Source organism: Streptomyces sp. 2323.1 (assembly GCF_900221035.1).
GTDB lineage: Bacteria > Actinomycetota > Actinomycetes > Streptomycetales > Streptomycetaceae > Streptomyces > Streptomyces sioyaensis.
In genome coordinates this window covers 4,981,818-5,003,429 of sequence record NZ_LT907981.1, presented here as the reverse complement: position 1 = coordinate 5,003,429, position 21,612 = coordinate 4,981,818, and the positions used below count along the sequence as shown (strand labels likewise).

Annotated in this window: 17 protein-coding genes and 1 other RNA gene; 6 read left to right on the top strand and 12 right to left on the bottom strand. The window is 72.4% G+C overall.

Annotation, left to right across the window (positions count from 1 at the left end; translation table 11 throughout):
- Positions 1–181: 181 nt before the first annotated feature.
- A complete protein-coding gene (locus CPH93_RS21490; protein WP_231976912.1) occupies positions 182–1,612 on the bottom strand; it encodes a nitrate/nitrite transporter in 1,431 nt (476 codons plus the stop codon).
- A 313-nt stretch (positions 1,613–1,925) separates the two neighbouring features.
- Between CPH93_RS21490 and CPH93_RS21485 the strand changes: the two genes are divergently transcribed.
- Together CPH93_RS21485 and CPH93_RS21480 are read left to right on the top strand one after the other, a co-directional pair.
- Entirely contained in the window at positions 1,926–2,711 is a 786-nt protein-coding gene (locus tag CPH93_RS21485) for a helix-turn-helix domain-containing protein (protein WP_096213775.1), read from the top strand.
- Positions 2,708–3,028: a DUF397 domain-containing protein gene (locus CPH93_RS21480; protein WP_096213774.1), complete on the top strand. Its 321-nt coding sequence runs from the start codon at positions 2,708–2,710 to the stop codon at positions 3,026–3,028. Before CPH93_RS21485 ends, CPH93_RS21480 begins: the two co-directional genes overlap by 4 nt.
- Positions 3,029–3,034: 6 nt before the next feature.
- Here CPH93_RS21480 and CPH93_RS21475 read toward each other — a convergent pair whose 3' ends face one another.
- Together CPH93_RS21475 and CPH93_RS21470 are read right to left on the bottom strand one after the other, a co-directional pair.
- Positions 3,035–3,598 (bottom strand): DUF4232 domain-containing protein, encoded by a 564-nt coding sequence (locus CPH93_RS21475; RefSeq protein ID WP_231976911.1) that lies wholly within the window; start codon positions 3,596–3,598, stop codon positions 3,035–3,037.
- A 91-nt stretch (positions 3,599–3,689) separates the two neighbouring features.
- Positions 3,690–4,664 carry a LysR family transcriptional regulator gene (locus tag CPH93_RS21470; RefSeq protein ID WP_093648903.1) on the bottom strand — a complete coding sequence of 325 codons (975 nt, stop codon included), beginning with the start codon at positions 4,662–4,664 and terminating at the stop codon, positions 3,690–3,692.
- A gap of 120 nt (positions 4,665–4,784) precedes the next feature.
- On the opposite strand from CPH93_RS21470, the gene CPH93_RS21465 reads away from it, so the two are divergent.
- Positions 4,785–6,038: an MFS transporter gene (locus tag CPH93_RS21465; RefSeq protein ID WP_096213773.1), complete on the top strand. Its 1,254-nt coding sequence runs from the start codon at positions 4,785–4,787 to the stop codon at positions 6,036–6,038.
- 81 nt (positions 6,039–6,119) lie between these two features.
- Here CPH93_RS21465 and ssrA read toward each other — a convergent pair.
- The 5 genes from ssrA to ftsE all read right to left on the bottom strand — a co-directional run bounded on the left by ssrA (position 6,120) and on the right by ftsE (position 10,030).
- Positions 6,120–6,489: a transfer-messenger RNA gene (gene ssrA, locus CPH93_RS21460) on the bottom strand.
- Between the two features lie 125 nt (positions 6,490–6,614).
- The gene (smpB, locus tag CPH93_RS21455) at positions 6,615–7,112 is read right to left on the bottom strand and encodes an SsrA-binding protein SmpB (RefSeq protein ID WP_006605297.1); all 498 of its coding nucleotides are present in this window, start codon (positions 7,110–7,112) and stop codon (positions 6,615–6,617) included.
- A gap of 18 nt (positions 7,113–7,130) precedes the next feature.
- The gene (locus CPH93_RS21450; protein WP_096213772.1) at positions 7,131–8,351 is read right to left on the bottom strand and encodes a S41 family peptidase; all 1,221 of its coding nucleotides are present in this window, start codon (positions 8,349–8,351) and stop codon (positions 7,131–7,133) included.
- Between the two features lie 68 nt (positions 8,352–8,419).
- Complete coding sequence (gene ftsX / locus CPH93_RS21445) at positions 8,420–9,331, bottom strand: permease-like cell division protein FtsX (protein WP_093483472.1); 912 nt, start codon at positions 9,329–9,331, stop codon at positions 8,420–8,422.
- 9 nt (positions 9,332–9,340) lie between these two features.
- Positions 9,341–10,030 (bottom strand): cell division ATP-binding protein FtsE, encoded by a 690-nt coding sequence (ftsE, locus tag CPH93_RS21440; RefSeq protein WP_018091242.1) that lies wholly within the window; start codon positions 10,028–10,030, stop codon positions 9,341–9,343.
- Positions 10,031–10,280: 250 nt separating this feature from the next.
- Here ftsE and CPH93_RS21435 point away from each other — a divergent pair, with 250 nt between their 5' ends.
- Positions 10,281–10,475, top strand: a complete 195-nt coding sequence (locus CPH93_RS21435) for a hypothetical protein (protein ID WP_093483473.1) — start codon at positions 10,281–10,283, stop codon at positions 10,473–10,475.
- A 114-nt stretch (positions 10,476–10,589) separates the two neighbouring features.
- Here CPH93_RS21435 and CPH93_RS21430 read toward each other — a convergent pair whose 3' ends face one another.
- The 4 genes from CPH93_RS21430 to CPH93_RS21415 all read right to left on the bottom strand — a co-directional run bounded on the left by CPH93_RS21430 (position 10,590) and on the right by CPH93_RS21415 (position 16,111).
- Positions 10,590–11,423, bottom strand: a complete 834-nt coding sequence (locus CPH93_RS21430; RefSeq protein WP_096213771.1) for a hypothetical protein — start codon at positions 11,421–11,423, stop codon at positions 10,590–10,592.
- 324 nt (positions 11,424–11,747) lie between these two features.
- Complete coding sequence (prfB, locus tag CPH93_RS21425) at positions 11,748–12,854, bottom strand: peptide chain release factor 2 (protein ID WP_096213770.1); 1,107 nt, start codon at positions 12,852–12,854, stop codon at positions 11,748–11,750.
- A gap of 145 nt (positions 12,855–12,999) precedes the next feature.
- On the bottom strand, positions 13,000–14,274 hold the full coding sequence (locus tag CPH93_RS21420) for a serine/threonine-protein kinase (RefSeq protein ID WP_096213769.1): 1,275 nt from the start codon (positions 14,272–14,274) through the stop codon (positions 13,000–13,002).
- Positions 14,275–14,470: 196 nt separating this feature from the next.
- Positions 14,471–16,111, bottom strand: a complete 1,641-nt coding sequence (locus tag CPH93_RS21415; protein ID WP_096213768.1) for a serine/threonine-protein kinase — start codon at positions 16,109–16,111, stop codon at positions 14,471–14,473.
- A 491-nt stretch (positions 16,112–16,602) separates the two neighbouring features.
- On the opposite strand from CPH93_RS21415, the gene CPH93_RS21410 reads away from it, so the two are divergent.
- Positions 16,603–19,977, top strand: a complete 3,375-nt coding sequence (locus CPH93_RS21410; protein WP_096213767.1) for an FHA domain-containing protein — start codon at positions 16,603–16,605, stop codon at positions 19,975–19,977.
- Between the two features lie 245 nt (positions 19,978–20,222).
- On the top strand, positions 20,223–21,596 hold the full coding sequence (locus CPH93_RS21405) for an ABC transporter substrate-binding protein (protein WP_173909859.1): 1,374 nt from the start codon (positions 20,223–20,225) through the stop codon (positions 21,594–21,596).
- Positions 21,597–21,612 lie beyond the last annotated feature (16 nt).

Genomic DNA, 21,612 nt, shown 5'->3' with positions numbered 1-21,612 from the left:
TGGTGTGCTGCCGTGCGGCGCCCGTACCGCCGCGGCTCGGGCGGCACGCGGTGCCGAGAGCCCAGCGTGCCAACGGCACGTGACAGCTCCGGTCCTCCAGTATTTCCCTGCGGTTACGGGGCGTCGCGCGGGGGCGGCCGCGGCGCCCTCCATGCGGCCGCCCGCGCGCGACGACCGTCGCTCACACCTCCGCGTACGCCGGGCGCGCCTCCCCCTCCGCGGCCGGGGCCTGCGCCGTACGCCGTACGGGCGCCGCGGGCCGCAGGTATACGGCCCAGGTCACCGCGCCGCACACCGCGTAACAGACCAGGAACGACACGAACGCGGGCGTGCCCGAGCCGGTCGCCATGAACGACTGCCGGAAGGCGAGGTTGATCGCCAGCCCGCCGACCGCGCCCACCGCCCCGATCAGCCCCATCGCCGCGCCCGACAGCCTCCGCCCGTACGCCGCGGCCGCCTCCCCCGCCAGCCCGCGGCGCACCGCCAGGGCCTGGAAGATCCCCGGGATCATCTTGTACGTGGAGCCGTTGCCGAGCCCCGACAGCACGAACAGCGAGATGAACCCGACGAGGAACACCGGCAGCGACTTCATCGCGGACGCCCCGATCACCACCCCGGTGGCCAGGGCCATCGCCGCGAAGGTGCCCAGCGTGATCCGGGCGCCGCCGAACCGGTCCGCCAGCCGCCCGCCGACCGGCCGGATCAGCGAGCCCAGCAGCGGCCCGATGAAGGTCAGCGACGCCGCCTGGAGGGGCGTGCGCGCGAACTGGCTCTGCAGCACCAGACCGAAGGCGAAGCTGTAGCCGATGAACGACCCGAAGGTGCCGATGTAGAGGAGGGACATCACCCAGGTGTGCGGTTCCCGGGCGGCGTCGACGGCCGCGCCGGTGTCGTTCGTCACCGGGGCGAGATTGTCCATGAACAGCGCCGCGAGCACCGCCGCGAGCACGATCAGCGGCACATAGACGGCCAGCACGAGCCGCGGCTGCGCGGCCCCCGCCGTCCCGATCACCAGCAGCCCCAGCAGCTGGATCACCGGCACCCCGATGTTGCCGCCACCGGCGTTGAGCCCCAGCGCGTACCCCTTCTTCCGCAGCGGAAAGAAGGAGTTGATGTTCGTCATCGACGAGGCGAAGTTCCCGCCGCCGACCCCCGCGAGCGCCGCGACCAGCAGGAACGTGCCGTACGAGGTGCCCGGTTCGATCACCAGCGCGGCCACCGAGGCCGGCACCAGCAGCAGCAGCGCGCTCAGCACCGTCCAGTTGCGCCCGCCGAACCGCGCCACCGCGAAGGTGTACGGCACCCGCAGCACCGCGCCCACCATGGTCGGCATCGCCACCAGGAAGAACTTCCCGGCCGGGTCGATCCCGTACTCCGGCCCCATGAACAGCACCATCACCGACCACAGGCTCCAGATGGAGAACCCGATGTGCTCACAGAGCACGGAGAACACCAGGTTCCGCCGGGCGATCCGCTCCCCCGTCTCGGCCCAGAAGGCCTCGTCCTCGGGGTCCCAGTGCTCGATCCACCGCCCACCGCGCCGCCGCACACGGCCAGCGGCGGGATTGTCGTCGGGGCTATTGGTACGGGTCTCCGCGGCCTCGGCCGTCATTGCGCCTCCCAGGGGTCAGGTCCTCTCCTCGACGCTAGGGACGGCGGATTTCCGTACGGTGCCGCCCGGTGACACGGACGAAACCTTGCACTCACGGGGTGGGGCGGGGGGTGGTGAGGCCGGGCGGCCGCCCTTGCGGGGATGATCTACGCATTCCCTCCGACGATGGTCGCGCTCCGTAACTATGCTGACGCGCTATGTGGACCCGTACTCCTGGTGAGTACGGGCGCACACACGGTCACGGGCATCCAAGTACGGGGAGTGGAAGGCCATGCAGCCGCCAAAGAAACCCAAGAACCGGCACTCCGCAGCGATGGAAGTCATCGGCGCGCAACTGGCGATGTACCGCATCAAGGCCGGCTTCACCCAGCGCAGCCTCAGCGAACGGACCACCGCCTCCGAGGAGACCATCGCCTCCGTCGAGCAGGGCAGGCGGGTCCTGATGCCGCACCTGGCGACCGAGTTCGATCAACTCCTGCTGACCGGCGGTGCGTTGGCTACGGGGGTGGGGAAGCTTCCGCCGAAGGAGAAGTATCCGATCTGGGCGGAGGACTTCATCACCTACGAGAAGCAGGCCGTTTCCCTGTCGGGGTACGAGAACCAAGTACTTCCCGGCTTGCTGCAAACAGGGCCGTACGCCCGCGCGACATTCCGCAACGACCTTCCGTCCCTGAGCAAGGAGACGATCGAGCTGCGCGTGGAAGCCCGACTCGAACGCCAAGAAGTCCTGCACCGCGACGCACCCGTCATTGCCAGCTTCATCATCTCGGAGGCCGTCCTCAGGGATCACCTCGGCAGCCGTGAGGTCATGCGGGAACAGCTGCGGCATCTGCGGGCATGCGCCGAACTCCCCGGAGTGGCAATCCAGGTCATGCCGTTCGGCAACACCAGCCATGCCGGCCTCTCCGGGCCGTTCGTGCTGCTGGAGACCTCCGACCACCAACACCTCGCATACTCCGAGACGCAGATCGGCAGCCACCTCATCTCGGACCCGGACAAGGTCAGCAGCCTCACGCAGAAATATGGAATGCTGCGAATGCAGGCCCTCAACGCCGAAAAGACCATGGGTCTGCTGGACCGGCTGCTAGGAGAGCAATGACCGACCTGACATGGTTCAAGTCCCGCTACAGCAGCGACGAGGGCGGCAACTGCCTCGAAGTGGCATACGAGTGGCACAAGTCCAGTTACAGCAGCGAACAAGGCGGCAACTGCCTCGAAATCGCCTACACCTGGCACAAGTCCAGCCACAGCAGCGACGAAGGCGGCGCCTGCGTAGAAGTCGCCGCCCACCCCGCCACCATCCACGTCCGCGACTCCAAGGCCCCCCAGGGCCCGCACCTCGACTTCTCGCCGGGCGCCTGGGCCGCATTCACCTCGTTCGCCGCTCGCTCCGCCCTTACGGCAACGACCCCGTAACCGGCGCTACTCGGCCGCTTCGTACGGCGCGCCCATCCATATCGAGTCCGCGCAGACGTTCATCGCCTGGCGTTTGCCCGCCTCGTCACGGACCTCGACCGCGCGCCGGCCCGGGTAGTCGCGCGGTGCGGACACCACGGCGACATCGTTGCTGACCATGAAGGGGTCCGACGCGGCGCCCCGGCGGCAGTCCTTGTAGCGCAGGCTGGTCACCACCCTGCCGCCGCGTCGCAGGTCTATCGGCATGATCCGGCCGTGCCCGCGGGCGTCGGACTCCGGCCCCTTGCCGAGGTGGACCTCGAAGGCCGGGAACCCGCGGAACACACAGGGCTTGTCGCCCGTGTTGACGACGGACAGCCGGGCGTCGCGGTGCGGGGTGTGCGGCTTCTTCTTCAGGACCGTGAGCTTCCACCGCAGGCCCTTGGTCTGGCAGTTGGCGTGCAGGGCCGCCATCCGCGGTGAGCCGCAGCCCGTCAGGGCCAGGCCGGCCGTGACACTCAAGGTCAGCGCGGCCGCCACTGTCGCAAGAAGTGAACGCCGTTGCACGGATTTCCCCTGTTCGTTGCTCACACACTTCCTTGCCGTTAAGGAAAGCTTCCGGGCGCCCGGGGTTGCCTGGGCCGCCGTAGGTTTTCGGTACCCGCCGAATCCTGACGTGGCGTCAGGCAGCTGTCCCCATCGTCTGCGCGTCCGCCTCGGGGAGCCACCATGCGTCGTCGGGCAGCGTGAGCCAGCCGTGCCGCGCGGCCCGTTCGCGGGCGGCCGCCCGCAGGGCGTCCAGCCCCGGATGCCGCAGCCCCCGCCGCCACACCATCGAGACGGGCGACAGCGGTACCGGCTCCACGAGCGGCCGCAGCACCATCCCCGGCACCTCGATGAACTCCTCGCTCGCCAGCACCGACCAGCCCCGCTTGCGCACCACCCGGACGAATTCCTGCGAGCCCTCGATCTCCGGGAACGGCGCGGCCATCGCGATACCGCGCCCCTCGAAGAGCCGCGCGGCCAGCTCCGTCCACTCCGCGGTGCGCGGATTGCCGGCACCCGCGTAGAGCGTCTCGCCGGCCAGCTGCGCGAGCGGGACCGCCGGCCGGGCGGCCAGCGGATGCTCCTCGGGCAGCAGCACCGCCATCCGCTCCAGCCGGACCGGCTGGTGGCTCAGCTGCGCCCGTACGGCGGCCGGCAGCGCGGCGATCCGGCCGAAGGAGACATCGAGCCGGCCGTCCGCCACCTCGGCCGCCGCCCCGGCCAGCCCGCTGTGGAAACGGGCGACCAGCTCCACGCTGTCCGCCACCCGCTCCCGGGCCGCCGCCAGCACCCGGTGCGCGGTGCCGACCGGGGCCCGCACGTCGACCAGCAGCGGCCGCTCGGGAGCCGGCCGGAACGCCGCGGCCAGCTCGTCGTGCGCGCTCAGCACCCGGCGCGCGTACGGCAACAGCCGCTGCCCGTCCGGGGTCAGCGCGACCTGCCGGGTGCTCCGGACGAACAGCGTGGCGCCCACCTCCCGCTCCAGCCGCCGGATATCGCGGCTGAGCGCCTGCTGGGCGACGTGCAGCCCGGCGGCGGCCCGGGTGAAGTGCAGCTCCTCGGCGACGGCGGTGAACGCGCGGAGCAGACGCGGATCGATGTCGTACGGCATCGGGCCATCCTGACAGTGCCGCCGGGTGCCGCCACCCACCGCCCATTGACAACTCAGGTGCGTCAATGGGCGCCGATCAGGTGTTGGACGGGCCGGGGGCGCGGCCGCGACCGTAGACGCATGATCCTCTTCCTCGCCGCCCGGCCGGTGACCGCCCCTCCCGTACGCCCGGCCCCGCGGCGCCGCGGACTCCGCCTGCTGGCGCCCTACCGCCGGATCTTCGCCCACCCCGGCACCCGTGCCTTCACCGCCGCCAACCTCCTGGCCCGGCTGCCCATGGGCATGCTCAGCGTCAGCGCGGTGCTGATGATCGCGGGTTCGCGCGGCTCGTATGCGCTGGCCGGGGCGGTCACCGCGACCGGGCTGGCGGCGACGGCGCTGGCCGGCCCGTGGACCGCGCGGCTGATCGACCGGCACGGCCAGGCCCGTGCCGCCGTCCCGGCCACCGCACTCGCCGTCCTCGGCTCGCTCTCGCTGCTGCTCTGCGTCCACTACGGCGCGCCCGACTGGACGCTCTTCGCCTCGTACGCCGCGACCGCCACCACGCCCAACACCGGCGGGCTCTCCCGTGCCCGCTGGGCCCATCTCCTGCGCGACGACCCGGCCGCCCGGCACACCGCCAACTCCTTCGAACAGGCCGCGGACGAACTGTGTTTCCTGCTCGGGCCGGTGCTCGCCACGCTGCTGTGCACCACCCTCTTCCCGGAGGCGGGCACGGCGGTGGCCGCGGCCTTGCTGCTGACCGGGATGCTGCTCTTCGCGGCCCAGCGCGGCACCGAACCCCCGGTGGTCGCCCGGCCCGCGGCCCGCACCCGCTCGCCGCTGCGTCTGCCCGGCCTCCCGCCGCTGCTGCTCACCTTTGTCTGCACCGGCGCGGTCTTCGGCTCGATGGAGGTGGTCACCCTGGCCTACGCCGACGCGCACGGCATCCGTTCCGCCGCCGGCGCCCTGCTGGCCCTCCAGGCCGCCGGGTCCGCCGTCGCCGGGCTGCTCTACGGCCTGCTGCGCCCTGCGGGCCGGGTCACCCGCCGCTTCCGCGGCTGCGTCGGCGCGATGGCCGCCCTGATGCTGCTGCCGCTGCTCGCCGCCACGGCCGGCGGCCCGGCGGCGCTGGCCGTCGCGCTGACGGCGGCCGGGATGGCCACCGCGCCGGCCATGGTCACCGGCATGGGGCTGGTCCAGTCCCGCACCCCCGTGGGCCGGCTGAACGAGGGGATGACGCTCGCCGTGACGGCCCTGCTGGCCGGTATCGCGGCCGGCTCCGCCACCGGCGGCTGGGCCGTGGAGCAGCTCAGCGGGCCCGGCCTCGGGTATGCGGTCCCGGCCGCGGCCGCCGCCCTGGCGCTGGCCACCTCGCTCCGGCACCGGGCGTGAGCGGGTCGGCACCCGGCGTGAGTGGGTGCACACAAAGCAGCGGCCCGCGAGAATCTCGCGGGCCGCTGCTTTACATGGGATGAGTGGAGATGGCGGGAATCGAACCCGCGTCCAACGGTGCAGAATCAGGGCTTCTCCGAGTGCAGTTCGCTGCGATTTTCTCGGCCCCGGAGATCACGCGAACAAGTCTCCGACGGGCCCAGTCACTGTTTGATTTCCTTCTACACCCCGTGACCGGGTCTAGAAGTTTAGTTCCCTAGCTGATGCCAGGATCCGGGTCGGGAACATCCCCGGGCTGACACTTCGCAAGTCGCTACTTAGGCAGCGAGGGCGAAGGAATCGCGCTTGGTGTTGGCGATTATTGGTTGCGACATATGGTTAACGAGATCATTGCCGCTTCCTCGACTCGCTTCCCCTGCTTCGACATCCGCTGTCGAAACCGATCATCCCCATGTTGATTTATCAAGGTGGTGCCACACCCCTCGTGGGGTGCGGAGCCATCGTACGTGAACAACGCGTGCGGTTGCCAGCGTATTCCGTGGCAGCGGCGACGGGGCCGGGGCCGCAGGGGGCTCGTCAGGCCCGCTGCCGCCGCCGCGCCGCCGAGATCGCCCGGTCCGTCTCCCGGCGGTCCTGCTGCTCGCGGAGCGTCTGCCGCTTGTCGTACTCCTTCTTGCCCTTGGCCAGCGCGATCTCGACCTTCGCCCGGCCGTCCTTGAAATAGAGGGCCAGCGGCACGATGGTGTGCCCCGACTCCTGGCTCTTGGACTCCAGCTTGTCGATCTCGGCGCGGTGCATCAGCAGCTTCCGCTTGCGCCGGGCCGCGTGGTTCGTCCAGGTGCCCTGGGTGTATTCGGGGATATGTACGTTGTGCAGCCAGGCCTCATTGCCGTCGATCTGGACGAATCCGTCCACCAGCGAGGCCCGGCCCTGCCGCAGCGACTTCACCTCGGTGCCGGTCAGCACCAGGCCACACTCATAGGTGTCCAGAATGTGGTAGTCGTGCCGCGCCTTCTTGTGCTGCGCCACGAGCTTGCGCCCGGGAGTCTTGTCCTTGCCCTTGTCCTTAGCCATAGTGCGGCCATTTTCGCACTATGCACCGCCCCCGAGGCCACTCAATACCGTGCGGGCCCGTTTCTCGGCACCGTGCCCGACGACCAGGTCGGGGGTGATCCCCGCATCGTCGACGGTCCGGCCGGACGGGGTGCGGTAGTGGCCGACGGTCAGCTCGGCGACCGAGCCGTCCGGCAGCGTGCTGGGCATCTGCACCGAGCCCTTGCCGAAGGTCGGGGAGCCGATCACGACCGCCCGTCCGCGGTCCTGGAGCGCGCCGGCCAGCAGCTCGGCGGCGCTCATCGTGCCGCCGTCGACGAGGACGACCAGCGGCACCCGGGTGTTGCCGCCGCGCTCGGCGTACAGGGCCCGCTGGCTGCCGCGCACGTCGTACGTCGCGACCAGGCCGCCGTCCAGGAAGGCGGAGGCGGTGGTGACGGCCTCGGTGACCAGACCGCCGGTGTTGCCGCGCAGATCGAGCAGCATGCCGTGCCGGGGGGAGGCGTCGCGCACCGCACGGCGGACCGCCTTGCCGGTGCCCTTGGCGAACGCGGCGACCTTGACGCGGGTCGGGCCGTGGACCCCGTCAGGGTGGTCGGTGACGACGTTGCGGGATCTGAGCCGGGTGCGGTGAAGGGTCGCGGTCCAGTGGCGGGCGCCGCGCTGGAGGTCCAGCGCGACGGGGGTGCCGGCAGCGGCGGCGGAGGCGCGGGAACCGTCGGGGGCCACGCCGCGCAGCCGGCTGACGACCTCGGTGACCGGGGTGTCGAGGGTGGGGTGCCCGTCGACGGCGCGCAGCAGGTCGCCGCGGGCGATACCGGCCCGTGCGGCGGGCGAGCCGGGCTGGACCCGGGACACCTCGATCCGCCCGCCGTCCGCCTGCCGCACCCAGAGCCCGACGCCGACATAGGCGCCGCCCAACTGCTCCTGGAAGTCCTCGAACTGGCCCGGTGTGTAGATCGTCGACCAGCGGTCGCCGCTGCGGCTGACGACGTCGGCGGCGGCCTGGGCACCCGATTTTCCGTCCTCGACGGCCTCGGAGGCGGCACGTTCGACGGCCTTGCGGTCCGCGAAGGCGGAGGCAGGGGCGTGCGCCTGGGAGGCCTTGCCGTCCGGGGCGATCCGTCCCGCGGCGTCGGCCGCCTCATCGCTCCAGGTGCCGGTCACGGCACCGGTGGCCAGCACACCGGCGAGGAACAACGTCAGGGCCGCCCCGCGGCGAATGCGGCGAGGCCGGTCGTACGAACACGGGCCCGACATGCCGGTGAGTCTAAGGGACAAAAGGGCGCCGTACGGTGAGTTGACCGTACGGCGCCCCTTGGCAAAGCTCACACCTTGAGGTACTTGCGCAATGCGAAGAACGCGGCGAGCGCGGGCATCAGCAGCCCGATCAGAAGGACCAGCGGGAGGACCGCGGCCACCGAGTCCCAGCCGATGAAGTTGATCACCTGGATCTTCTTCGCCAGCCAGTTGTTGACGAGGACGTACTTGCCGCCGACGATCAACACGCAGGCGAAAGCGGCGCCCAGCAGCCCCGCAATGGCGGCCTCCAGGATGAACGGCATCTGGATATAGAAGCTGGACGCTCCCACCAGCCGCATGATCCCGGTCTCCCGCCGACGGCTGAACGCCGACACCCGCACGGTGTTGACGATCAGCATCAGCGCAACGACCAGCATCAGCCCCATCACGACGAGGGCGGCGATGTTCATGCCGTTCAGGAGGTTGAAGAGCGGTTCGACGGTGTCCCGTTGGTCCTGGACCTCCTGGACGCCGGGCCGCTCGGAGAACGCCGACTTGATGACCGTGAACTTCGTCGGGTCCTTGAGCTTGACGCGGAAGGACTCCGGCAGCTGGTCGGGCGTCACCAGCCCGGCGACGGGGGTGTCCCCGAACTGCTCCTTGTAGTGCTTGTAGGCCTGGTCACTGGACTCGTACTGCACGTTCTGCACGAGCGGCAGCCGGTCCAGCTCCGCCTTGATGTCGTTCTTCTGCTGCTGGGTGGCCGCGCCCTTGGCGCAGTTGGCACCCGAGTCGGCGTCGTTCTTGTTGCAGAAGAAGATCGAGACGTTGACCTTGTCGTACCAGTAGCCCTTCATCGTGCTGACCTGGTCGCGCATCAGCAGCGAGGCGCCGAACAGGCCCAGTGACAGGGCTACGGAGACGATGACGGCGAAGGTCATCGTGAGGTTTCGGCGGAGACCGACGCCGATCTCCGACAGGACGAACTGGGCGCGCATGGCGTCCTTTCAGTGCTGGTAGCCGTACACGCCGCGCGACTGGTCGCGTACGAGCCGGCCCTTCTCGAGTTCCATGACCCGCTTGCGCATCTGGTCGACGATCTGCTGGTCGTGGGTGGCCATGACCACCGTCGTACCGGTCCGGTTGATCCGGTCCAGCAGCTTCATGATGCCGACCGAGGTCTGCGGGTCGAGGTTGCCGGTGGGCTCGTCCGCGATGAGGAGCATCGGACGGTTGACGAAGGCCCGTGCGATGGCGACGCGCTGCTGCTCACCACCGGAGAGCTCGCCCGGCATACGGTCCTCTTTGCCGCCTAGGCCGACCAGTTCGAGGACCTCGGGCACCGTCTTGCGGATCTGGCCGCGCGGCTTGCCGATGACCTCGAGGGCGAAGGCGACATTTTCCCCGACGGTCTTGTTGGGGAGCAGCCGGAAGTCCTGGAAGACCGTCCCCACCTGGCGCCGCATCTGCGGAACCTTCCAGTTGGAGAGCTTGCCGAGGTCCTTGCCGAGCACGTGGACGTGGCCGTGGCTGGCCCGCTCCTCGCGCAGCAGCAGCCGCAGAAAGGTGGACTTTCCGGACCCGGAAGAGCCCACCAGGAAGACGAATTCGCCGCGCTCGATTTCGAGCGAGACATCCCTGAGTGCAGGGCGGTTCTGCTTCGGGTAGGTCTTGGAGACGTTGTCGAATCGGATCACTGATGCACCACGGTCGACCTGGATAGCGGCACGGGTTGCCGAGTTGCGGCTCCCGTCGGTGTGCGTGACCATACGCGAACCTCGTGGGGTGGTGCAGTCGGCGTGGAGGGTTGGTGCATTTCCTCACGGCACCTACAGGACAAAAGACGCACAATCCCGCGGGACGCGCCGTTCCGTCGACGAGCTGGCACAGTGGAAGAGGGAACCAATGCGCCTTCCGGTGCGTTGGTGCAGTGGAGAAGGAGGTCGCATGACGTACGACCGACTGGTGTGCGCCAACTGCGCGGCCCCTGTGAGCGAGGGCCGCTGCCCCGTGTGCCGGGCGAGCAGAGAACGGCTTCAGCAGCAGGCGGGCGGTATCTTCGCCCAGCTCAGCCCCGCGGTGCTGGTGGCGCTGATGATCCTGCTGATCGCGCTGGGCGTGCTGCTCCACCAGATCGCCTGAGACCGGTACAGCGCTGCCGGGCCGGCAGCCGCCCGGGTGGCAGCGGGGCCACGAACGCCGAGGGGCCCGGGACGCTGCTGCGTCCCGGGCCCCTCCAGCTGTGACGCGCCGGCATCAGGCCGCCGCGGCACCGCCGCCGTTCTTGTTGATCAGGCGGGGCAGCATACGGAAGCCCACACCGCCCGCGATCATCGTCGCCGCACCGATGAGCAGGACGGTCGTGCCGGAGGAACCGGTCTCCGCCAGCTCCCCACCCTTGGCCTGCTGCTTGGCCTGGCCGGGCGTGTCAGCGATCTGCTCCTTGCCCTGGCCGGGCTGCTCGATCGGCTTGGAGCCCTCGTTGTCGGTGCCGGTGCCGGTGGAGTCGCCGCCACCGCTGTTGCCGCCACCGTTGCTGTGACCGCCGGTGGTCTGGCCGCCCGTGCCGTGGCCACCCGTGGTGTCACCGCCGGTCGTCTGGCCGCCCGTGCTGTGGCCACCCGTGGTGGAACCCGTGGTGTCACCGCCGGACGTCTGGCCACCGGTGGTGGTGTCGCCCGTGGTGGAACCCGTGGTCTCGCCACCGGTCGTCTGGCCACCGGTGGTGGTGTCGCCCGTGGTGGAACCGGTGGTCTCGCCGCCGGTGGTGGTGTCACCGCCGGTGGTCGTGTCACCGCCGATCTCACCGCCGGTGGCGTCGCCACCGATCTCGCCGCCGGTGGCGTCGCCACCGATCTCACCACCGGTGGTCGTGTCGCCACCGGTCGTGTCACCACCGCTGCTGTCGCCGCCGGAGTCGCCCCCGCCGATGACGCCGCCGAGGATGCCGCCGATGATGCCGCTGTCCTGGCCCGGGGTCTCACCCGGGCTGGCCGCGGAGGCCGCGCCGGCCGCGGTGAGCGACGCACCGGCCGCGATCACCGCACCGGCCGCAATGCGCGCTACGCGCAGCCGCGTCTTCTTCGTCATGTACTGCTACCCCCAGTAGCTGAACTCGTCATTGGAGCACCGTTGTGTACGGGGCGACGAGCCGATGGGGGTACGTGAGTCACGGCCGAGCACAGCTGCCGGCCCCTCATCTCCCCGTTGCACCACGCGCCCCATGACATACGCATGCCGCGCTCACCCTTCCCAGTTCGGCCATTATCGTCAAGGCCGAATAAAGGCTCGACGTCCGAATTGGCAAGAGTTGGGCGGTACATGAACATACGACTGTGACCAAACCGCCACAGCAAAAACAACTGCCTCCCCGAGGGAGACAGTTGTCTGATGCTCAGATCCGGGCCGGGCCCGTCACTTCTCCTGCTGCTTGCGCCAGCGGATCCCGGCCTCCAGGAAGCCGTCGATGTCGCCGTCGAGCACCGCGGTGGGGTTGCCGACCTCGAACTCCGTCCGCAGGTCCTTGACCATCTGGTACGGGTGCAGGACGTACGAACGCATCTGGTTGCCCCAGGAGTTGCCGCCGTCGCCCTTGAGCGCGTCCATCTTCGCCTGCTCCTCCTGGCGGCGGCGCTCAAGGAGCTTGGCCTGGAGGACGTTCATCGCGGTCGCCTTGTTCTGGATCTGCGAGCGCTCGTTCTGGCAGGAGACGACGATGCCGGTGGGGATGTGCGTCAGCCGGACCGCGGAGTCGGTGGTGTTGACGCCCTGGCCGCCGGGGCCGGAGGAGCGGTAGACATCCACCCGCAGCTCGGACTCGTCGATCTCGATGTGGTCGGTCTTCTCGACGACGGGCAGCACCTCGACACCGGCGAACGACGTCTGGCGGCGGCCCTGGTTGTCGAACGGCGAGATCCGCACCAGGCGGTGCGTGCCCTGCTCGACGGAGAGCGTGCCGTAGGCGTACGGCACCTGCACGGAGAAGGTGGTCGACTTGATGCCGGCCTCTTCCGCGTACGAGGTCTCGTAGAGCTCGGTCTTGTAGCCGTGCCGCTCGGCCCAGCGCAGATACATCCGCTGGAGCTTCTCGGCGAAGTCGGCGGCGTCCACGCCACCGGCCTCGGCTCGGATGTTGACGACCGCCTCACGGGAGTCGTACTCGCCGGACAGGAGGGTGCGGACCTCCAGCTCCTCCACGGCCTTGCGGACCTCTGCCAGCTCGGTCTCGGCCTCGGCGCGGGCGTCCTCGTCGTCCTCGGCCTCGGCGAGCTCGAAGAGCACTTCGAGATCGTCGACGCGGCTGCGCAGCTGCTCGGCCCGGCGCACCTGGCCCTGGAGGTAGGACAGCCGACTGGTGACCTTCTGGGCACTCTCCGGGTCGTCCCACAGGGACGGCGCCGCGGCCTGCTCCTCGAGCACGGCGACATCGGCCCTCATCTTGTCGAGGTCCAGGACGGCCTCGATCGACCCCATGGTCGAGGAGAGGGACTTCAGCTCTTCGGATACATCGACGACTGCCACGCACCCAGCCTAACGGCTGCCACCGTCTGCGTGACCCGGCCCCGGCAAGTGGAACCTGCCGGGAGCCGCCCGCACCGGGCCGGGGAAGGGTGCCACGCCGTCCGTCGCGACGCTCACCGCCGGGCCCGGCGCGCCCCCGGCGCCGTCACGGGGCGTCGGGTCCGGACCGGTGGACGCCCGGTGTGGCGTCGCCCGCCCCGTCGTCGTCGCCCGAGGCGAGCCAGCCGCCCAGGCCGGCCGCCACGATCACCGCGGCGGCGGCCGCGCCGAGCTTGATCCGGCGGCGGCGCACCGCCTCCTGCGAGGCGCGGTGCCGGGCCGAGCCCGCCCGGCGCTCGCCGGTGGCGCGCGGGGCGCGGGCGGTGCCGTGGGCGCCGCCCGCCAGCTCGTCCGGGCCCGGGACCCGCATGCTGGTGTGCGTGTCCCGGTTGGAGTCGGGGGCCGCGCCCTGGACGAGCGGGACGGCGCCCCGCGGCGGGGTGGCCTCCCCCGGTGCCGGCGACGGGTGGAACGCCTCGTCACGGGGCCCGGTGGCGCTCTCCGGGTCGTCGTCCGGCTGCTCGTCCTCCGGCTCGTCGATGTCCAGCGGCGGCATGCCGGCCAGCGAGGGCAGCAGCTCGCGCAGCCGGGCGGCGAGCTCGGGCGCGCGCAGCCGGGACGCCGGCGCCTTGGCCAGACACTGCAGCAGCAGCTGCCACAGCTCGTCGGGGATACCGGGCAGCGGTGCCACGCTCTCGGTCACATGGCGGCGCAGTACGGCCCCGGGGTGGCCGCCGCCGAACGGTGTGAACCCGGCGAGCAGCTCGTACAGGACGGTCGCCAGGGCGTAGACGTCCACGGAGGCGCGGGGCGGCAGGCCCTCGATGATCTCCGGGGCGAGGTAGTCGGGGGTGCCGATGACCTTGGTCGCCCTGGTCCGGCGCGGCGAGTCGACGAGCCGGGCGATGCCGAAGTCGGTGAGCAGGGCGGGGTGCGCGCCGCCGGGGCCGAGCGGGCCCTGCATGTCCAGCAGGACGTTCTCGGGCTTGACGTCGCGGTGCACGATCCGGGCGGCGTGCGCGGCGGCGAGCCCGTCGGCGACATCGGCGGCGATCGCGACGGCCGCCGCGGGGGCCAGCCGGCGTTCGCGCTCCAGCCGGGTGCGCAGGTCGGTGCCCCGTACGAGGTCCATGACCAGCGCCAGGTCGTTGCCGTCGACGACGAGGTCGCGGACGCCGACGACATGCGGGTCCGCCAGGCCCAGCAGGGCCGCCCGCTCCTGGACGAAGCGGCCGACGAGCTCCTGGTCGGCCGCGAGATCCTCACGCAACAGCTTGATGGCCACGGCCCCTTCGGGACCCTCGCCCAGCCATACCGTGCCGGCACTGCCGCGCCCCAGGATCTGGTGGGCGGTGTACCGGCTGCCGATCTTCCGTGCCAAGACTGCTCCGACGTGTCGGGCCCCCGAGCGTCCTGCGAGGGCTGAGGTTGGCGTCAAAGCTACGCGGATGCCAGGGGAGTTCGTGCCCCGTACGGCGGCAACCTTCACTTCTCCGGGCGAAATTGCCCGTCAGAAGTCGACAAATCCACTGAGTGGGTTCGGTGCCGCCCGCGGCGTCCCCCGCGGGCGGCCGGCGTCAGCCGCCGAGTTTCTGCACGAAGTGCTGCACGCTGTTGATGACGTGGCCGATCTGGGCGAAGAAACCCCTGGTCGTGCCGATCCACTCCTGGAGCGGGGTGAGCTCCCAGATCAGCCAGGCCGCCACGAACAGCAGGATGATCGTGAACAGACAGCCCTTGAGACAGCCCAGGCCGGGGATCTTCATCGGGTTGGCGCTGCGCGGGCGGGGCTCGCGCCGGGGCCGGGGCTCCGGGGCGGGCGGCCGCTGCGGTTCATAGCGCTGCGGCGGCGGCTCCTGGCGGCGCTGCGGGGCCTGCTGCTGGGCGTACGGCGGCGGCTGCTGCCGGTACTGGGGCTGCTGCGGGCGCTGCGGCGGCTGCTGGGGAGCCTGACGCTGCGGACGGCGGCGCAGCGGGTCCTCGGCGGGATCCAGATACTGCACCTGGGTCTGCTCGTTGCGGTCGCGGGCGGCCCGCATCTGGGACTCCCACGGATGGGGGCCGTCCGGATTCTGCGGTCCGCCGGCCGGTGCGCCCATGGGCATCGGCGGCATCGCACGGGTCGGGTCGCCCTGCCCGCCCCCGGGGCCGCCCTGTCCGCCCTGGCCGCCGGTGGACGGCAGCACGCTGGTCGCCGCGGCCGGGTCGTAGGAACCGGCATTGGACGGGAGCACCTGGGTGGGGTCGGCGTCGCCTCCGCCGGCCCCGCCGTCGCCGCCCGTCCCGGGGACGGTCGCGGGCGCGGGGTCGGGGGCGAGCAGCGCGGCCACGCCCAGCGCGGCCTCGGCCTGCGCCGGGGAGGCGTGCACCCCGATGCCGGACGCGACGGCGCGCAGCGCCCGCGCGAGGTTCTCGGCGCTGGGCCGCTCCTCGGGGCGCTTGCGCAGACAGCGCTCTATCACCGTCCACAGCGGCTCGGGGAGCGTGCTGGGACGGCGCGGCTCCTCGCTGAGGTGACGGTGCAGCACCTCCAGGGCGGTCGCCCCGGCGAACGGCGGCCGGCCGGTGACGAGTTCGTACAGCAGGATCCCGGCGCCGTAGATGTCCACGGCGGAGGTCTGCGGGCGGCCCTCGGCGGACTCCGGGGCCACGTAGGCGGGGGTCCCGACGAATTCATGAGTGCGGGTCAGGCCCGGGGAGTCGGCGAGGCGGGCGATGCCGAAGTCGGTCAGCATCGGGTGCATCTCGGCGCTGCCGTCCGACCCGGCTAGCAGGACGTTGGCGGGCTTGAGGTCGCGGTGCACCACGCCGTCGGCGTGGCTGGCGGCCAGCGCATCGGCGATCTGGGCGGTGAGCAGGGCGGCGGCCACCGGGCTGAAGGGGCCGTTGTCGCGGAGGTAGCGGTGCAGGTCGGGGCCGTCGACCAGGTCCATGACCAGGGCCAGCAGATCGCCCTCGACGACGAGGTCGCGGGTGCGGACGATGTTGGGGTGGGCCAGGCGCAGCAGGACGGAGCGCTCCCGCAGGAAGCGCATCACCACATCCGCGTCGTGCGCCAGCTCCTCCTTGAGGACCTTGATCGCGACCGTCTCACCGGGCTCTCCTGCCACGGCGGCCTCGGCGCCCGCCGTCTCCCGCTGGCGGGCACGCCAGACGGTGCCCGTGGCGCCGCGTCCCAGCGGTTCCTCGAGCAGGTACTTGCTGCCTACCGGCCGCACGTCATGCGCTCCCTGGTGGTGTGGTTCTCGTGGCCTGGCCCGCCGGGTCGGCTGGTTCGCCTCCGCACGGCCGTCCGACCCACTGTAGTGCCGTCGCACAATCTTTTCGGTCCGGACGGCCCGGTACAGGCTTGTGGGAAAGACGCGTGTTCGCGGCGGATGGTTGCCCGCCGCGGCCGGCCGGTGCGCACACCGACCGCACGGCCGGGCCGGGAACCGTTCCGAGCTGACCACGGCGGTCGAATTCCGGCCTGGCACGGCACGCAAGCAGGCACTTTTTCGCCCTTAGAAGACCAATCAAGATCACTGAACGGCGGTCGGCGGGCGTGTTGTCAGTGCCAGGTGCGAGGATGCACCCAGCACGACGCGGTGGGGGCGGGCGGTCTTTGTCGCGCCGTGCACTTGGGACTTGTCCGTGCCGACGTGCCCGGGTGCGGTGGGGGGATGAGCGGACCCCCTGCGGATCCCGGCAGAAGGGACCGTTGACGGCGATGCAGATCCGGCTGACCGTCCTCGGGCCGCGCAGCGGCCACACCACTCGGGCCTGCGACGTGCTCGTGACGGCCCCTGCCGGGACCGCGCTGGCGGCGGTGGCCGGCTCGCTCACCGCCTCCGTGGCGGGCTCGGGTGCGGATGTCGGCGGCTCGGGCGGCAGCAGCGCCCCCGTCGTGCTGTATGCCGGGTCCGAGCGGCTCGATCCGCAGCGCGCGGCGCTCGGCGAGCCCCCGCTGATCGACGGCGCGGTGCTCTCCCTCCAGGGCCCCGGCCCCTCCCCGGCGCACGGCCTGCCGCACGGCTCCGCGCGGCTGCGTGTCATCTCCGGCCCCGACGCCGGCGGCGTCCATCTGCTGCACGGCGGCCAGATCCGCATCGGCCGCTCCGCCGACGCCGATGTCCCGCTCGACGACCCCGATGTCTCCCGGCTGCACTGCGCCGTGACGGTCGGTCCCGACGGCGCGGTGACCGTGGCCGACCTGCGGTCCACGAACGGCACCGCCGTGGACGGCACCGAGCTGGGCGAACAGCCCGCGCCGCTGCGGCCCGGCGCGCTGCTGCGGATCGGCGAGTCCGCGCTGCGCCTGCAGTCCGCGCCCGGCGCCCCGGACCCGGCGCTGGCGACCGCGCCGGACGGCGAGGGACAGCTGCGGATCACCCCGGGGGCGGCCGGCGGAAGCGCTTCCCCGGCGGGGCGGGCGGCGGCAGGCGGGGGCGGTGCCGGCCACGGAGCGGCACCGGGCCCGCAGGGGGCCACCGCCGCGGCCGGCGGGGCGTATGCGGGAGCCGGGTACGGCCGTCCGGCAGCCGCCTCCGCTCCCGTACCGCCGTCCCGACCGGCGGCGGAGGCCGGGCGGCGGGACACCCCGCTGCGCGGCACCCCGGCCGGCGGCGACCAGCCGTGGCAGGGCGCGCCGGGCGTCGGCCCGGTCACCTGGCATGCTCCGGCGGCGGCCCCCTTCCCGGATCTCTCCGGCGGCCATGTCTACGACCGCACCGACGACGGTGCCCGGACCGACGACGGCGGCCGGACCGACGCCTTCGGAGCCCCGGAGCGCGCCGACGGCTTCCCCGGCGGAGCGCAGGACCGCACGCACGGCGGGCAGCAGGCGCTCGCGCCGGCCGAGGAGTCCTCCCGTAAGGGCGGGCGGCGGGGCGGGATCGGCGCCTGGGCGCGGCGGCTGGCCGGCGGCCGGCCCGCCGTGGAGCGGCCCGAGACCCTCCCGGTGGCGTACCCGCCGGCCTGCGGCGCGGAGGCGGCCCCCGCGGACGCATCCGGGGAGCCCTGCGCGGCGGACGCGGTGTCCGGGCCCGCCGCGGACGAGCGATGGCCGGACGCCGCCGCGATCCTGCTCACCGCCCTGGGGCCGGGCCCCCGGCTCTGGGAGCGCGGCCCGGACCACCCCGATGCGCTGACCGTCCGGCTGGGGACGGCCGCCCGCAGCGGCGGCCGGGCCGCGGCGCCGGTGACCGTCGGGCTGCGCCGGGCCGGCTCGCTGGGGCTGGCCGGACCGCGGGCCCGGCTGACCGGGCTGGCCCGCTGCGCCCTCGCCCAGCTCGCCGCGCTGCACTCCCCCGGCACCCTCGACATCGTGCTGATCAGCGCGGACCGTGCGCGCCCCACCGAGGAGCGGGTGGCCGAATGGTCCTGGCTCGGCTGGCTGCCGCAGGTCCGCCCGGCCCATGGCCAGGACTGCCGGCTGCTGCTGGCGTACGACAAGGAGCAGGCCGCGGCCCGTACGTCCGAGCTGGTGCGCCGGCTCGACGACGGCCCGCTGGGTCCCGGCTGGGCCGACGCCGGGCGAGCGGAGACCGCCGCCGCCGCGGCCCGCCATCAGGGCCCGTTCACCCTGGTGATCGTGGACGGGGACCCCGGCTCCGCCGCGCTGCGCGAGACCACCGCCCGGCTCGCGGCGGGCGGCCCGGCGGCCGGTATCCACCTGCTGTGCCTGGCCGAGACCCCGGCCGCCTCCCCCGCCTTCCCGCTGGCCGCGACGTACGAGGCGGCCCGGGCGGCGTCGCCCGCCTTCGGGGAGTGCGGCGCGGTCGCGGTGCTCAGCGGCGATGTCGCCACGGCGCTGCGCGTCGTCCAGCCGGGCTCCGGCCCCAATGGCACGGTCGCGACGGTGGACGCGGTCTCCGGTGCCTGGGCCGAGCGGTTCGCCCGGGCGCTGGCGCCGCTGCGCGAGGCGGATGCGCCGGCCGGGGGTGCCGCGGTGCCCCGTGCGGCCGTCCCGCTGCCGGATGCGGCGCGGCTGCTGGACGAGCTGGGGCTGGCCCGCGCCACCCCGGCGTCCCTGATGGCCCGTTGGGCCGCCGCCCTGGACACCGACCGGGCGGGCGCCGTCGCGGTGCTCGGCGCCGGTCCGCACGGCCCGCTGGGCGCCGATCTCGCCGCCGACGGCTCGCATCTGCTCGTGGAGGGCGCGGCGGCCACCGGCAAGACCGAGCTGCTGCGGGCGCTGGCCGCCTCGCTGGCGGCCGCCGACCGTCCGGATCTGCTGTCGCTGGTGCTGGTGGACGGCGGGGGCAGCGAGCGCGGTGAGGGGCTGCGGGTGTGTACGGACCTGCCGCACGTCACGACGTACCTCGCGGCCTCGGAGCCGGTCCGGATGCGGGAGTTCGCCCAGGCGCTGTCCTCCGAGCTGAAGCGGCGCACGGAGATACTCGGCGGTACCCCGTTCGCCGAGTGGCGCAGCCGGCATCTGCCGGCGCCGCGGATCGTCGCCCCGCGGCGGACGGCCGAGGGCACCAGCGGGTCGGCGGCCGGTGAGACGGACCCGTCGACGACCGGGACGCTGCGGCTGCGGGCGCGCAGCGGAGCGCCCACGGCGGACGGTGCGGAGGCGGCGGTGCCGATGCCGCGGCTGTTCGTGCTGGTCGACGACTTCGATGCGCTGGTGGCGCCGGCGCTGGGCAGCATGGGCCGGCCGGCCGCCGGTTCCGTGGTGCGGGCCCTGGAGGCGGTGGCCCGGGACGGGGCAGCGGTCGGGGTGCATCTGATAGCCGCGACCGGCCATCCGGACCGTACGGCCGAGACCGCGACGAGTGAACGGGCCGGTCTGCGGGTGCAGTTGGGCGCCGCCGACGAGGCGTCCGAGCCGGTGCCCCCCGGCCGCGGCCGGCTGCACCGCGCGGCGGACGGCTCCTCGACGCCGTTCCAGGCGGGCCGGGTGACCGGGCGGATACCCCGGACGTCCACCCTCCGGCCGACGGTCGTGCCCCTGGAGTGGGCGCGGATGGGGGACCCGCCGGCCCGGCGGCCGCTGCGCGAGCTGGGCAACGGTCCGACGGACCTGGCGCTGCTGGCCAGTGCGCTCCAGCGGGCCGCACAGTCCTCAGGTGCCGCAGCCGCCCCACCCCTGCTGTAATCCCCGGGTGCCGTCCGTAACAGCCCCATCACGAAAGGTCAGTTGACGCGGAACGCGGTATTGCGGACCCCGCGGCCCGGGCGTAGGACTGTCGCACACCGACCCGCACGACGAGGCGCAGCGCGACCACACCGCACCACCGCTCGGCACGACGCGAACGGCACCGCAGGGACGCCGCGGCACGACGTGACACGGCGCTCCCTTCGCACCCGGCACGGCAGGCGCAGCGATAAGGGGCTACGGGGATGCGCAGACGACTCGACCGCACGGCGCTTCGCACCACGACCGCGGTGGCGGCAACCGCGGTGCTCGCCCTGGCGCTGGCCGCCTGCGGCAGCAGCGGCGGCGGCAAGGACCACGCCGCCGGCGGCAGCAAGGGCGGCGGCACCGCCCCCACCGTCCGGCTCCCCCACCTCGACGGCCAGAAGCTGCAGGTGACCGCGGTCTGGACGGGGCCGGAGCGGGCCAACTTCGTCAAGGTGCTGGACGAGTTCGAAAAGCGCACCGGGGCCACCGTCGACTTCGTGCCCAGCGGCGACGACATGGCCGGTTTCGTCGGCTCCAAGATCGCCGGCGGCGGGCCGCCGGACGTCGCGATGCTCCAACAGGTCGGTGTGCTCCACGAGTTCGCGCAGAAGGGCTGGCTCAAGCCGCTCGGCGCGGACGCCAGGGCGCAGCTCACCAAGAACTACACCAAGGGCTGGCAGGACCTCGGCGCCCACCAGGGCACGCCGTACGGCGTCTACTTCAAGGCCAGCAACAAGTCGCTGGTCTGGTACAACGCCCAGGCGTTCGACAACGCCGGCGTCAAGGAGCCGAAGACCTGGCGGGAGTTCCTCACCACGGCGCGGACGCTCGCCGACTCGGGCGTCGAGCCGGTCTCGGTGGGCGGCGCGGACGGCTGGACGCTGACCGACTGGTTCGAGAACATCTACCTCTCGCAGGCGGGGCCCCAGAAGTACGACCAACTTGCGCAGCACAAGCTCAAGTGGACCGACCCGTCCGTCACCCAGGCGCTGACCACGCTCGGCGGGCTCTTCGGACACAAGGATCTGCTCGCCGGCGGTAACTCCGGTGCCCTGCAGACGGACTTCCCGACGTCGGTGACCCAGACCTTCAGCGGCGGCAGTGCCCCCAAGGCCGCGATGGTCTCCTCGGCCGACTTCGCCGCCGCCAACATCAGCCAGACCAAGGCCAAGGTCGGCACGGACGCCAAGGTGTTCCCGTTCCCCGCGGTGGGCGCGAAGTCCCCGGTGGTGACCGGCGGCGATGTGGCGGTGGCCCTCAAGGACACCAAGGCCTCGCAGGCGCTGCTGACGTTCCTGGCGTCGACGGACGCCGCCAAGATCTGGGCGCAGGCCGGCGGGTTCCTCTCGCCCAACAAGGCGCTCGACCAGGCGGCGTACGCCAATGACGTCATGCGCACGATCGCCAAGGCGCTGATCGCGGCGGGCGACGACTTCCGCTTCGACATGTCCGACCAGGCGCCCGCCTCCTTCGGCGGCAAGCCGGGCCAGGGCGAATGGAAGGACCTGCAGGACTTCCTGAAGAACCCCAAGGACGTCGCGGGCATCCAGAGCCGGCTGGAGAAGGACGCCGCCCGGTCGTTCGGGCACTGACGCCGACCGCCTCGAC

Coding starts and splice junctions, on each gene's coding strand:
- CPH93_RS21450 (WP_096213772.1), bottom strand. CDS start 8,351: ATGTCGGGCCCGTGTTCGTACGACCGGCCTCGCCGCATTCGCCGCGGG.
- CPH93_RS21405 (WP_173909859.1), top strand. CDS start 20,223: ATGCGCAGACGACTCGACCGCACGGCGCTTCGCACCACGACCGCGGTG.
- ftsX (WP_093483472.1), bottom strand. CDS start 9,331: ATGCGCGCCCAGTTCGTCCTGTCGGAGATCGGCGTCGGTCTCCGCCGA.
- smpB (WP_006605297.1), bottom strand. CDS start 7,112: ATGGCTAAGGACAAGGGCAAGGACAAGACTCCCGGGCGCAAGCTCGTG.
- CPH93_RS21435 (WP_093483473.1), top strand. CDS start 10,281: ATGACGTACGACCGACTGGTGTGCGCCAACTGCGCGGCCCCTGTGAGC.
- CPH93_RS21470 (WP_093648903.1), bottom strand. CDS start 4,664: ATGCCGTACGACATCGATCCGCGTCTGCTCCGCGCGTTCACCGCCGTC.
- CPH93_RS21430 (WP_096213771.1), bottom strand. CDS start 11,423: ATGACGAAGAAGACGCGGCTGCGCGTAGCGCGCATTGCGGCCGGTGCG.
- CPH93_RS21480 (WP_096213774.1), top strand. CDS start 2,708: ATGACCGACCTGACATGGTTCAAGTCCCGCTACAGCAGCGACGAGGGC.
- CPH93_RS21485 (WP_096213775.1), top strand. CDS start 1,926: ATGGAAGTCATCGGCGCGCAACTGGCGATGTACCGCATCAAGGCCGGC.
- CPH93_RS21490 (WP_231976912.1), bottom strand. CDS start 1,612: ATGACGGCCGAGGCCGCGGAGACCCGTACCAATAGCCCCGACGACAAT.
- CPH93_RS21465 (WP_096213773.1), top strand. CDS start 4,785: ATGATCCTCTTCCTCGCCGCCCGGCCGGTGACCGCCCCTCCCGTACGC.
- CPH93_RS21410 (WP_096213767.1), top strand. CDS start 16,603: ATGCAGATCCGGCTGACCGTCCTCGGGCCGCGCAGCGGCCACACCACT.